Source organism: Phocaeicola fibrisolvens, assembly GCF_025567125.1.
GTDB classification, from domain to species: domain Bacteria; phylum Bacteroidota; class Bacteroidia; order Bacteroidales; family Bacteroidaceae; genus Phocaeicola; species Phocaeicola fibrisolvens.
The window spans coordinates 162,206-174,869 of record NZ_JAOQJI010000004.1; the positions used below are offsets into that span (position 1 = coordinate 162,206).

Annotated in this window: 12 protein-coding genes; 7 read left to right on the top strand and 5 right to left on the bottom strand. The window is 46.7% G+C overall.

Features of this window, described 5'->3' with window-relative positions; translation table 11 throughout:
* Nucleotides 1–194: 194 nt before the first annotated feature.
* From OCV81_RS03040 to xerD, 4 genes are all read right to left on the bottom strand, one after another.
* Complete coding sequence (locus OCV81_RS03040) at nt 195–1,733, bottom strand: YifB family Mg chelatase-like AAA ATPase (protein ID WP_022354302.1); 1,539 nt, start codon at nt 1,731–1,733, stop codon at nt 195–197.
* Nucleotides 1,734–1,755: 22 nt separating this feature from the next.
* Complete coding sequence (locus tag OCV81_RS03045) at nt 1,756–2,781, bottom strand: thioredoxin-like domain-containing protein (protein WP_262640015.1); 1,026 nt, start codon at nt 2,779–2,781, stop codon at nt 1,756–1,758.
* A gap of 137 nt (nt 2,782–2,918) precedes the next feature.
* Complete coding sequence (locus OCV81_RS03050) at nt 2,919–4,595, bottom strand: tetratricopeptide repeat protein (protein WP_148328250.1); 1,677 nt, start codon at nt 4,593–4,595, stop codon at nt 2,919–2,921.
* A gap of 140 nt (nt 4,596–4,735) precedes the next feature.
* Nucleotides 4,736–5,650 carry a site-specific tyrosine recombinase XerD gene (gene xerD / locus OCV81_RS03055; RefSeq protein ID WP_148328252.1) on the bottom strand — a complete coding sequence of 305 codons (915 nt, stop codon included), beginning with the start codon at nt 5,648–5,650 and terminating at the stop codon, nt 4,736–4,738.
* Nucleotides 5,651–5,716: 66 nt separating this feature from the next.
* Between xerD and aroQ the strand changes: the two genes are divergently transcribed.
* From aroQ to OCV81_RS03080, 5 genes are all read left to right on the top strand, one after another.
* Nucleotides 5,717–6,148, top strand: a complete 432-nt coding sequence (gene aroQ / locus OCV81_RS03060) for a type II 3-dehydroquinate dehydratase (RefSeq protein WP_148328254.1) — start codon at nt 5,717–5,719, stop codon at nt 6,146–6,148.
* A 5-nt stretch (nt 6,149–6,153) separates the two neighbouring features.
* Nucleotides 6,154–7,614, top strand: a complete 1,461-nt coding sequence (pyk, locus tag OCV81_RS03065) for a pyruvate kinase (protein WP_148328256.1) — start codon at nt 6,154–6,156, stop codon at nt 7,612–7,614.
* 2 nt (nt 7,615–7,616) lie between these two features.
* A complete protein-coding gene (locus tag OCV81_RS03070) occupies nt 7,617–8,255 on the top strand; it encodes an O-methyltransferase (protein WP_148328258.1) in 639 nt (212 codons plus the stop codon).
* Between the two features lie 10 nt (nt 8,256–8,265).
* Nucleotides 8,266–8,601 (top strand): 30S ribosome-binding factor RbfA, encoded by a 336-nt coding sequence (rbfA, locus tag OCV81_RS03075; protein ID WP_148328260.1) that lies wholly within the window; start codon nt 8,266–8,268, stop codon nt 8,599–8,601.
* A 107-nt stretch (nt 8,602–8,708) separates the two neighbouring features.
* Entirely contained in the window at nt 8,709–9,938 is a 1,230-nt protein-coding gene (locus OCV81_RS03080) for an FtsX-like permease family protein (protein WP_148328262.1), read from the top strand.
* A 328-nt stretch (nt 9,939–10,266) separates the two neighbouring features.
* Here OCV81_RS03080 and OCV81_RS03085 read toward each other — a convergent pair whose 3' ends face one another.
* Entirely contained in the window at nt 10,267–11,391 is a 1,125-nt protein-coding gene (locus tag OCV81_RS03085; protein ID WP_148328264.1) for a Fic family protein, read from the bottom strand.
* 181 nt (nt 11,392–11,572) lie between these two features.
* On the opposite strand from OCV81_RS03085, the gene OCV81_RS03090 reads away from it, so the two are divergent.
* Nucleotides 11,573–11,914 carry an ISAon1 family transposase N-terminal region protein gene (locus OCV81_RS03090; protein ID WP_148328266.1) on the top strand — a complete coding sequence of 114 codons (342 nt, stop codon included), beginning with the start codon at nt 11,573–11,575 and terminating at the stop codon, nt 11,912–11,914.
* A 43-nt stretch (nt 11,915–11,957) separates the two neighbouring features.
* Nucleotides 11,958–12,664, top strand: a 707-nt coding sequence (locus OCV81_RS03095; RefSeq protein ID WP_148328268.1) for an ISAon1 family transposase, incomplete at its 3' end; no start/stop codon positions are given.

The window sequence follows — 12,664 nt, forward strand, 5'->3', positions numbered from 1 at the left end:
GCTTGTCCCGAAAAGATGGAAAACACGGAAAACCGTGATTTCTAAAGGATTTTATGTTTCCCAGAAGGGATAGTGTATTGGAAAGAACCGTCTATTTACTTGTGTAACAGTAACTGGCAACAAATAGGAAGGAAGGCTTCATGGCATTCCTTTTTGGATAGCTGAAGGTAGTGGAGGTCTGGAGAGAGTGGCCCTTATCCGGCCCAGTTTTCCCGGTCCAGGTTCCGGTAACTGATGGCCTCGGCCAGGTGTTCCGGGCGGATGTCTGTACTGTTTTCCAGATCGGCAATGGTACGGGAAACCTTCAGGATACGGTCGTATGCACGGGCTGAAAGGTTCAGACGGTGCATGGCATGTCGCAGGAGTTCCAGACCGGCGGCGTCGGGTTGTGCGTAACGATGCAGCAGGCTTGGCGTCATTTGGGCATTACTGTAGATTCCGGCTTGTCCGGCAAAGCGCTGAGCCTGTATCTGTCGTGCTTGGATGACACGTTCACGGATGCTTGCACTGCTTTCTCCCGGGGTACTTTTGGATATCTCCTCAAAAGGTACGGGAACAATCTCCACTTGAATGTCGATACGGTCGAGCAGAGGGCCGGAAATCTTGTTCAGGTAACGCTGTACCTGTCCCGGATGACAGACACAATGGCGGGTGGGATGGTTGTAGTAGCCGCACGGACACGGGTTCATAGATGCAATCAACTGGAAGTTGGCTGGATACTCCAAGGTATATTTGGCCCGTGAAATGGTGATTCGATGGTCTTCAAGTGGTTGTCGGAGTACTTCCAGCACGTTCCGGCTGAATTCAGGGAGTTCATCCAAAAACAGTACGCCGTTGTGTGCCAGACTGATTTCTCCAGGTTGTGGACTGGCTCCTCCGCCTACCATGGCTACTTGTGAGATGGTGTGATGCGGGCTGCGGAACGGACGGATGGCGATGAGTGAGGTATTTTTACCTAACTTCCCGGCTACGGAATGTATCTTGGTCGTTTCCAAGCTTTCGCCTAAGGAAAGGGGCGGAAGGATACTGGGGAGGCGCTTGGCCATCATGGACTTTCCACTTCCCGGCGCACCGATGAGCAGTACGTTGTGTCCGCCTGCGGCAGCCACTTCCAGTGCGCGTTTCACGTTCTCCTGTCCTCTGACTTCTGAAAAATCAAATGGAAACGTGCACTGGTGTTTATAGAATTCTTCACGTGTGTTGACAAGTGTCGGCTGAAGGGTACCAGTACCGTTCAGGAAATCAATAACCTCCGTGATTCGTTCAGCTCCATACACAGCCAGGCGGTTTACTACAGCTGCTTCATACGCATTCTGTTTGGGGAGAATCAATCCCTTGAATCCTTGCTGGCGGGCTGCAATGGCGATGGGAAGTGCTCCTTTAATCGGTTGCAAGCTTCCGTCCAGACTTAGCTCTCCGATGATGAGGTAGTCGGCCAGTCGGGCTGCTGATACTGTTTCGCTGGCAGCCAGGATTCCGATAGCCAGTGGAAGATCGTAGGAGGCGCCTTCTTTCCGGATGTCGGCTGGAGCCATATTTACCACAATCTGACGTGTCGGAAACTTGTATCCGTTTACCTGTAAGGCCGAGACAATACGTTCGTGGCTTTCTTTTACGGCCGAATCAGGCAGTCCCACTAAATAGAATTTTATGCCACGTGAGCAGTTGACCTCGATGGTCACAATGGTGGCGTCGATGCCTTGTACAGCGGCGCCAAAAAGTTTTACTAGCATTTAAGGTTATGTTAAGGTGAGGTTATTTTTGTTTTGAGTCGTTTGCCGTCAATGCTTTTATCCGGCTTGCGAGGGTCATTTCATTCAAGTTACGGTCTACTATTTTCCGGTTCTGGTCAATCAGAATATTGGAAGGAAGTGCCTGTATGTTCTGTTGTTTCAGAATCTGTGCATTCCATCCTTTCCCGTCGCATAGTTCTATCCATTGCTCCGTATCTTCCTTGCACAGTCTTTGCCATTCCTTCTTGTCGTAGTCTAATGAGAAATTGACAATTCTGAATTTCTCTTTGGGCGATTTCTGGATGAGGCTGTATAGAGAGTCTCGGGTACTGATACTTTCCCTGTCCCAGCTTGCCCAGAAATTGACAAGGGTATAAGGACGTGCATTGTTGCTCCATGAAAGGTATTCTCCGTTTCTTTTCTTGACAGAGATGTAGCTTAGGTAATCTGATGAATTGTTTATTGTCTTTTCTTTTTCCGGAAGTAATTTCAGGATGCTTGTCACCACCCGGCTGTCTTTTATTTTTCCGGTGAGTGGCTCCAGTAATTTATTGATAAGGGCGATGTCCGGATGCGCTGTCTGTGCGAATACTTCATTCAGAATGTATGCTGAAGCATACGATTGCGGATGGTTTTGGATGAAAGTTTCTGCTTGCTTGCGTATCTGGACCGGATCATTCAGCGAAAGAATGCTGTTTCTGAATTCCTGGTATTCATCATTGGGCCCGTCGCCTTTGATTTCCGGATGCTGGAAGCTGCCTTTTACGGTTACCTTCCATCCTTTGTCGGCAAAAATCGGAAAAGCTTCTCCCGAATCGTTTACCAGCCGGAAAAGGTTCAGGGTGTCAAGGGTAAAACTGTAGGTGAACTTTCCATTTCTCGGATAAATGGTGTCGAGTTTGGCTTCGGGGTCGTCGTATACCACCAGAATCATATCGGAAGTCAGTCCCTCCATTTCTCCTTTAAGTTCGAACTCATAGCTTTGCTTACATGAATCGAGACAGAATAAAAGGTATATGCACAGGAGGATTGGGTATAGTTTTTTCATATACAATGTTTCGTTTCCGCGAAAATACATATTTTCATCTTATAATCTTTCATCTTTTTCGGATTCTTTCCCTGAAGGGCATAAAAAAACCGGAACCACGCAATGTGATTCCGGTTTTCAGGAAGTAACTTATTGGATTACTTTATTTCGTTTGCATATTTTGCAAATTCGCGGTCGTTCTGAGCTTTAGCAGCCAGAGTAGCATCCAACTGTTTTACTTTGTCCATGCTGCTCTTAACCAAGTCAGCGTTGTTTGTTCTAGCACCTACGATAGCCATCAAGTAGCTTGTGTAAGCGTCCGGATTCTTCACTGCAGACAAAGTAGATTTAGCTTTGTTGTAGTCCTTAGCCAAGATCTGAGCCAAAGCAGCAGAGTTGGTCTTTGTGTCACCGAATGCCTGTACGGCGCGGTCGTACTGACCTTGTTTGATGTACAAGTTACCCAGAGCTTCGTTAGCTGTGTTAGCACCAGTTGATTTGCTCAAGTAAGTTTCAGCGTTAGCTACATTACCCTTAGTCAATTCAATCAAACCGAGGTTCGTGTTAGCTTCAGCAGAGTTGGCGTTCTTGCTGGCAGCCTGTTTGAAGTAGTTTTCAGCAGCAGCCAAGTCACCGTTTGCATAAGCCATCATACCCAAGTTGTTGTAAGCACGGAAATCGGTCGGATACAATTCAACAGCTTTCTTATAGATTGCTTCTTTACGAGCGTTGTCGTTAGTCAGTGTAGCAGCATACAGCAATTCATCGTTGCTCAATACTTTTGCATCAGTATCAAATGCAGCGTTGATTTCTTCATCGCTACGTCCGATTACATCGTAGTTAGCAGTCAAGCGAGCACGACGCAACTGCGGCAGGATTTCGTCAGCCAAAGTTTTGTAAACTGAAGAAATGTTCTTGATTTCAGTTTCACGCTGTTCAGGATCGCTGTACATAGAAAGCACACGCAAGATCAGGTCTTTATCCTGGATGTTTGATTTAGAAACCAGTTCCTGGAAACCATCCCAGTCCTGAGCAGTATATTTCGTATCTACTTCTGTTTCAATCTTACCTTTCTTCAACTGCTGGTTCATATACTTTTCAGTATTGTTCTGACGGTTTTCAGCCAGTGTAGTGTTCAGTTTCACACCACCATCAGGTGAAGCGTAAGCAGAAATTTCGATGTTGTTCAGTTTATAGTTCTTTGTATCACCGGCAACAGCAACCACTTGTTTGTGGAAAGCTTTCAGGCTGTCTGACTTCAGTTCGCTTGCACGGAGGTTAGCTTGCTGAATCAAGAACATGATCTGAGCTTCTTTAGCTTGCTTGATTACACGCTGGAAAGCATCTGGAGCGTATGCAGCGTTAGCTGAGTTTACAGTCGGCAGTTCTGAAGTAGCGATTACACCATCAGCAATCTTTACAGAAGGAATAGTGTATTCTTTTTTACCTTTCTTAATCTTGAAATCCAGATAAAGTTCAGATTTAGCCATTTCAGGAACATAGTCGAAAGAGGCTTTCATTGTGTAAGTACCACCAGCTTTGTAAGAGATAGTCTGGTCGTTACCTTGTACTTTTTCACCCTGGAATGTTGCAGGCTGACCTTTGGCTTCTCCGCCTTCCCATCTCAAAACCGGAGTAACTTCAACTGTGGCGTTTTTCTTGAAGTATTTTTCCGGGAATTTTCCTGTAATAGTTACAGGCACTTTACCACCTACTGCTTCCAATACTTCAGGGTTGGTTGTGAAGTAGTCAGGAGACAATTCGCCCATCTTGCTACATGAAGAGAAAGCAAGGACTAACAATGCCACTAACGGCAAATACAACTTCTTAATCATGATGTTTAATATTTAGTTTGTATAAATGAATAATCTTGTTTGATTATTTGGGGCAAAGATAAGAAAAACTCCATTATTTGTTAATTATTATCTGTTTTTTTGTTTGTCTCTCTGTAAAAAAAGCTTAAAAGAGAGTGCTTTTATCCGTTTTTGTGCAGGTTGTGCGGATGGTGTTCCAGAATTTCCTGACGCAAGCGGCTGCGGTCGAGGTGTGTGTAGATTTCTGTCGTGCCGATGCTTTCATGTCCGAGCATACATTGTATGGCACGCAGGTTGGCACCTCCTTCGAGTAAGTGAGTGGCAAATGAGTGGCGGAAGGTGTGTGGACTGATGCTTTTTTTCAGCCCGATTTGCTCAGCCAGCTCCTTGATGATATGGAAAACCATGATGCGTGAAATGTTTTTCCCAAAGCGGCTGATGAACACGAAATCCTCGTACCCGGGTTTGATCAGTCCTTGGCTTCGATCGGCAAAGTACAGTTGCAGTTCGTGGATGGCGCGTGAGGAAATCGGAACCAGCCGTTGCTTGCTGCCTTTTCCTTCTACCCGGATGAATTTTTCTTTCAGGTACAAGTCTGATAGTCTGAGGTTGCACAGCTCTGAAACACGCAGCCCGCAGCTGTAGAGCGTTTCCAGAATGGCCCGGTTCCGCTGGCCTTCGCGTGAAGTGCGGTCGATGACCCCGATCAGGCTGTCAATCTCTTCCACACTCAGTACGTCGGGCAGATGCCGGCCAATCTGGGGTGATTCCAATAGTTCGGAAGGGTCTTGTGCAAGGTATCCCTCGAGTACCAGAAAACGGAAAAAAGAACGTATCCCCGACAGAATACGGGCCTGGGACCGGGAATGAATGCCGATGTCGTGAAGCCCGGCTGAGAAGGTCTCCAGATTCTCCAGCGTGACATCTGTGAGGTCGATTTCTTCCAGTTCCAGATAAGCGAACAGCTTGTCCAAATCCGTAAGATAGGCTTCTACTGTATTGCGGGAAAGAGATTTTTCGAGCTTCAGGTATTGCTTATACTTTATTATTATATTTTTTTTATCGGCCTTTTTCATTTCTTTTTCGTATCTTTGTGCCAAATTCTTCTACAAAAGTATTAAAAGTTCAGCAGAAGTATACAGATGAGAATACAAATAATTAATGGCCCGAACATTAATCTGTTAGGCAAACGAGAGCCTTCTATTTATGGTGCCGAATCTTTTGAGAGCTATCTGGAGAAATTGAAAGAATGGTATCCATCGGTTGAATTTGCGTATTATCAATCGAATGTGGAAGGGGAGCTGATTAATAAAATTCATGAAGTCGGATTTTCATACGACGGCATCGTGCTGAATGCGGGTGCTTACACGCACACTTCCATTGCCTTGCAGGATGCCATACGTGCAGTGACGTCTCCTGTCGTGGAGATTCATATATCCAATGTGCACAAGCGGGAAGAGTTTCGCCATAAATCCATGATTTCGTGTGCCTGTGTAGGCGTAATTTGTGGATTCGGTCTGAATTCCTATCGTCTGGCCGTGGAATCTTTTTTAGTAGACAACAACAAATTATAGTATATATGATGCTTAAACAAACAAAAATCGTTGCGTCCATTTCGGATTTGCGCTGCGAAGTAGATTTTATCAGAGACCTTTTTAATGCAGGTATGAACGTGGTACGTATGAATACTGCACATGCCAGCCGTGAAGGTTTTGAAAAGTTGATTAACAATGTGCGTACCGTTTCCAACCGCATCGGTATCCTGATGGATACAAAAGGCCCGGAAGTACGTACTACGGCCAGTGCAGAAGGCCCGATTGATTTCAAAACAGGTGAAAAAGTGCGTATTGTAGGCAATCCGGATCAGGAAACTACTCATGAATGTATTTCGGTAACTTATCCGGGATTTGTGCACGACCTGTCTGTAGGTGCTGATGTGCTGATGGACGACGGCGAACTGGAACTGAAGGTCATCGACAAGAACGAAGATACGCTTTTCTGTGAAGTCTGCAACGACGCGACTTTGGGAAGCCGCAAGAGTGTGAATGTGCCGGGCGTGCGCATCAACCTGCCTTCTCTGACAGAAAAAGACCGCAACAATATCCTTTATGCCATCGAAAAGGACATTGATTTCATTGCTCACTCTTTCGTGCGCAACCGTCAGGATGTATTGGACATCCGTGAGATTCTGGATGCACACCACAGCGACATCAAGATTATCGCCAAGATTGAGAATCAGGAAGGTGTGGACAACATCGACGAAATCGTGGAAGTGGCCGACGGTGTGATGGTAGCCCGTGGTGACCTGGGTATCGAAGTGCCGCAGGAACGCATTCCAGGTATCCAGCGTATCTTGATCAAGAAATGTATCCTGGCAAAGAAGCCGGTTATCGTGGCTACGCAGATGTTGCACACCATGATCAACAACCCGCGTCCGACTCGTGCCGAGGTAACCGATATCGCCAATGCCATCTACTACCGTACCGATGCCCTGATGCTGAGTGGTGAAACGGCTTACGGTAAGTATCCGGTAGAAGCGGTGAAGACCATGGCGAAGATTGCGGCTCAGGCAGAAAAAGATAAGATGGAAGAAAACGATATTCCAATTCCTTTGACTCCGGCCAATACCGATGTGACCAGCTTCCTGGCTAAGCAGGCGGTACGTGCTACGAACCTGATGCCGATTCGTGCCATCATCACCGACAGCTTCAGCGGTCTGACTGCCCGCAACCTGGCTGCCTTCCGTGGCAAATATCCGGTGCTGGCTATCTGCTACAAGGAAAAGACCATGCGTCACCTGGCGCTTTCATACGGTGTGGAAGCAATTTATATGCCGGAAAAGGCCAACGGACAGGAGTACTACTTCACTGCACTGCGCAAGCTGATTAACGACGGTGTGCTGGCCGAAAATGAAATGGTGGCTTACTTGAGCGGTGGTAAACAAGGAACTCATACTTCCTTCTTGGAAATCAATCAGGTGGGCGACGTGCTGAAAAGCGAAGAAGAATACGTGTTGCCCAACCGTAACCGTTACTTGTAATCATGAAAGAGACAGACGCGCTCGATGAATACATTCTTCAGCATATCGACGAAGAAAGTGACTACCTGAAAGCGCTGTACCGGGCGACGCACGTGAAACTCCTGCGTCCCCGTATGGCTTCGGGTCACTTGCAGGGAAGAATGCTGAAGATGTTCGTGCAGATGATACGTCCGAAACAGGTGCTTGAGATAGGTACTTACAGCGGATATTCTGCACTTTGTCTGGCAGAAGGTCTGGAAGAGGGAGCCATGCTCCACACTTTCGAGATCAACGACGAGCAGGAAGACTTCACCCGTCCATGGCTGGAAAATTCTCCGTATGCCGATAAAATCCGGTTTTACATTGGAGATGCCCTGCAGATAGTACCCGGTATGGACATCGTGTTCGATTTGGCCTTTGTCGACGGGAACAAGCGTTTCTATGTGGAATACTACGAGATGATTCTGCAGAAGATGCATTCCGGCGGCTATATCATAGCCGACAACACCTTGTGGGACGGGCATGTGCTCGAGGAACCGCATCACACGGACACGCAGACCATCGGTATCAAGAAGTTCAACGACCTGGTGGCTGCCGATACACGGGTGGAGAAAGTTATCCTGCCTTTGCGCGACGGTCTGACTATCATACGTAAAAAATAAAAGAGGTAATATGGAAACAACCAGACAAAACAAGATTGCCCGCCTTATTCAGAAGGAACTGAGCGAAATTTTCCTTTTGCAGACCAAATCCATGCCGGGAGTGCTGGTTTCGGTCAGCATTGTCCGCATCAGTCCCGATATGAGTTATGCGCGTGCATATTTGAGCGTCTTCCCTTCGGAGAGAAGTGAAGAAATCGTGAAGAACATCAATGCCAACATGAAGTCCATCCGCTTTGAGCTGGGCAACCGCGTACGTCATCAGCTGCGTATCATTCCGGAACTGAAGTTCTTTGTAGACGATTCGCTGGATTACGCGGAGAAGATTGACGAATTGTTGAAGAAATAAGTACATGTGAAATTCTGGTAAACACTCACAGAAGAAGAGGACGACAGTGCCTGGTGCTTCTGTGGGTTTTTATTTTATGTAATAGTATATATTAATAAGGTATAGCGGTGAATTTCCCTTTTTACATAGCCCGGCGATATTTGTTTTCCAAGAAGTCACACAATGCCATCAATGTGATTTCCGGTATTTCGGTGTGCGGAGTGGCGCTTGCCACCCTGGCCTTGGTATGTACCTTGTCCGTGTTCAACGGTTTTCAGGACCTGGTGTCAAACCTGTTTACGGCTTTCGATCCGGAACTTAAAATTATTCCGTCCGCTGGGAAAGTCTTCGACGGACAGGACAAGTCTATCGTGGCTGTCCGGAAAATGTCCGAAGTGGCCCTGGTATGTGAATCGTTGGAAGACAATGCCTTGGTGCAGTATCAGGGGCGGCAGGCCATGGCCGTGGTTAAGGGCGTGGAAGACAATTTCACCGAATTGACCCCGATTGACACCATCCTTTTTGGGAAGGGAGACCTGTTGCTGCACGATGAAGTGGTGGATTATGCCATTCCCGGCGTGCAGTTGCTGGCCAATCTGGGTACCGGTATCCGCTTTCTCGATCCGCTCGAGGTGTATGCTCCCAAGCGTGGAGCGAAGGTGAACATGGCCAATCCGTCTACGTCTTTTACTGGAGGGAACCTGTTTTCTTCTGGACTGGTGTTTGCCGTGAACCAGGAGAAATATGACGGGTCTTATATCATTACCTCCCTGCAGTTTGCCCGCAAGCTGTTTCAGTACACCACCGAAGTCAGTGCCGTCAACCTGAAGCTGAAACCGGGTACCGATGTGGATGCCTTCAAACGTAAGCTGGAAGCACAGTTGGGAGAGCGTTTCCGTGTGCTCGACCGTTATGAGCAGCAGGCCGACACGTTCCGTATCATGAAAATCGAGAAATTCATCTCCTACCTTTTTCTGACCTTTATCCTGATGATAGCCTGTTTCAATGTCATCGGCTCCCTGTCCATGCTCATCATCGACAAGCGTGACGATGTGACTACTCTGCGCAATTTGGGAGCCAACGACCGGCAGATTGTGCGTATCTTCCTCTTCGAGGGGCGACTGATTTCGTTCATCGGAGCCGTGGCCGGTATTGTGTTGGGGGTATTACTCTGTTGGTTGCAACAGACCTTCGGACTGATTTCACTGGGAGCTTCCGGCAGTTTCATTGTCGATGCCTATCCGGTCAGCGTACACTGGGAAGATGTCGTGTTGATTTTCTTTACCGTTCTGGCAGTAGGTTTTCTTTCTGTGTGGTATCCGGTACGCTATTTGAGTCGCCGGTTACTGGCGAAATAAATAGTCCGTTGGGAGTCATATAGGCTTTGCAGGGTACTTTTCCCTTGTGTATCCTGTTGCTTTCCCTTCACCCATTCGCTCAAATTGTTTCAAATGTTTGCTGTAATCTATTTATTTTCAATTGCTTATCTTTTGTGTGCTCCATTATTATCTATCGCTTCTTTTTCGGTTTTATATTTGTTACGGTATAAGTCATATGTTCTATCTCCATAGACTGGAGAATTATAGGGAAGCATATATGAGTAATAAATAAAAGATAAGCATAAAGGCTGTGTGCCGGTCTGGATGAACCGATGTCACACAGCCTTTATGCTTGCATGATGAACAATTATACATCTTCAGGCATGGGAATGACAAGGATAGACTCACTGCACCGGATTCCGTAGAATACGTCACGAACCCGCCCCTGCTGGGGTATCAGAATACCCTTTTCTACCAAATCTTTTATATCGCGTGCTGCTGTATCTGGTGATACCTTTACACGTTTTGCCCAATTCTTAGCTGTCAGTTTGCCGGGATAACCGTCCAAATATAAATTCAAGACTTCGCGTTGTCGTTCGGACAGGACTGTTTCGGCATGGGTTTGCCAGAATATGGCCTTATTAAGAACCTTTGACAATGTCTCGTCGGATTGCTCGACGGAACGGAGCAGACAGTCAAGATACCAGATGATCCATTCAGTAATCTCGCAATCTCCCTTCTGTGTTTTCTCCAATATGTCGTAATACTGTTTTTTATCTTTGTTTATCTGATGGGAGATACTGAAGAAACGCATCTTTGAGTTTTCGGCTTGTGAAAGTGCCATATCAGCAATGGCTCGTCCGATTCGTCCGTTTCCGTCATCGAAAGGATGGATACAGACAAACCACAAATGGGCTATCGCTGATTTTACATAACCGTTATGTGCATCTGAATTGAACCAGTCCAGAAACCGATTCATTTCTTCGTTTATTCTTTCAGGAGCAGGCGCTACATAATGTACCTTTTCCCGACCGAACATTCCAGAAATAACTTTCATCTCTCCACTGCGGTATCGGGCTACATCTATTTTCGTTGGACCGCTCCATCCGGTAGGAAATAGGCAGTTGTGCCAGCCGAATAGTCTTTCATGGGTAAGCGGACTGTTGAAATTGACGGTTGCGTCAAGTGCCATTTCCACTACTCCGTCTATATATCGTGAAGATTCGGTCGGATTCGGTAGTTGTACTCCGAGTTTGCGGGCTACAGATGAACGTACCTGTTCATTGTTCAATTCCACTCCTTCAATTTCTGATGATGCAATGATGTCATGAGAGATGGATTCAACTACGGCAGACATCTTGTCATTAAAACCGATTACACTAAGACGTCCCATCAGATAACCGACAGCCTTGTTTACCTTGTTCAGTTTCTCACCGACAAGTTCCTTGTTCCACGAAAAGGAAGGCCATTCTTTATGTTCATGTATATACATAGGCATCACTGTTTTCTACAAATATACGGTTTTGCGGATAATTAACCGCAAAATTTGCGTCTTATTATCTGCATGAAACAGTGAGTTCGGCTTCGTCCATACGAATTCTGGCTCAACGTAAAAATCTGAGGAGTAAACCGTATAAAATCGTATCTTTGCAAACAACGAATCATCAGCAGCTATGGAAACAAACGGTTATCGCCTCCTTCTTCCTGAAGGAGCATTGGATTACTTTCTCATCTCAGATGTAAAGGAAAGCAGTACGGAAATAGTGATTTACCTGGAAGAGAAGAACGAAGTTCCCGGTGAATACTCAAACATGAGAGTGGAAAGCAAGGGATTTTATGATCCGGTAGTGATTCAGGATTTCCCGGTCCGTGGCAAGAAACTTTTTCTGAACATCCGCCGTCGCAGATGGATTGTGAAGGAGGATGGACACTATGTAAGCCGCAACTGGAAACTGGTCGCAGAAGGCTGCCGTATGACGCATGAATTTGCGTCTTTTTTAAAAGAACTATATTGATACTCTTCCGGTAAGCTGTAAGCTCCTAGGGTTTCTCTTCGGCGTGGACGGTGAGCTTCTTGAGCGTCAGTACCGCAACCATCTGAGCGGTTACATGAACTGGAATCAGCTATCCCATGCGGAAGAATGGATACTTTTCGAGAAGAACATCGGTCCGTATGTGGGCATTGATGAGGTCAGCCTTTCACAAGGTGAGCTCTATACCATTCTGATAAACAAGGAGAGAAAAGGACGTTCAGGAAGTGTCATTGCAATCATAAAGGGCACCGATGTCCGGACTGTCACTTCCGTCCTGCTGAAGCTTTCCAGACGCAGACGCTTCCAGGTCAGGGAGATAACCCTCGACATGGCCCCGAACATGGAGCAGACGGCACGTATCTGCTTCCCTGCCGCACGCCGTGTGACGGACCGTTTCCACGTGCAGAAGCTGGCTTATGAGGCAGTCCAGGAAATGAGAGTGAAGGCTCGCTGGGAAGCCCTGGATGAGGAGTCCATACAGATGGCACATGCCAGGGCATGCGGGAAAATCTATCATGCTCCCCTATTCGAGAACGGGGATTCAAGGAAGCAGCTGCTGGCAAGAAGCATCTATCTTCTCTATAAGAAAGAGTCCTTATGGACCGAGTCACAGCGTGCGCGTGCCGAAATCCTCTTCAGAGAATATCCCGATATAAAGAAAGCATACTATCTTTCAATGAGACTCGGACTGATATATCACCAGTGCAAGCATAAGGATACCGCATTGACAAG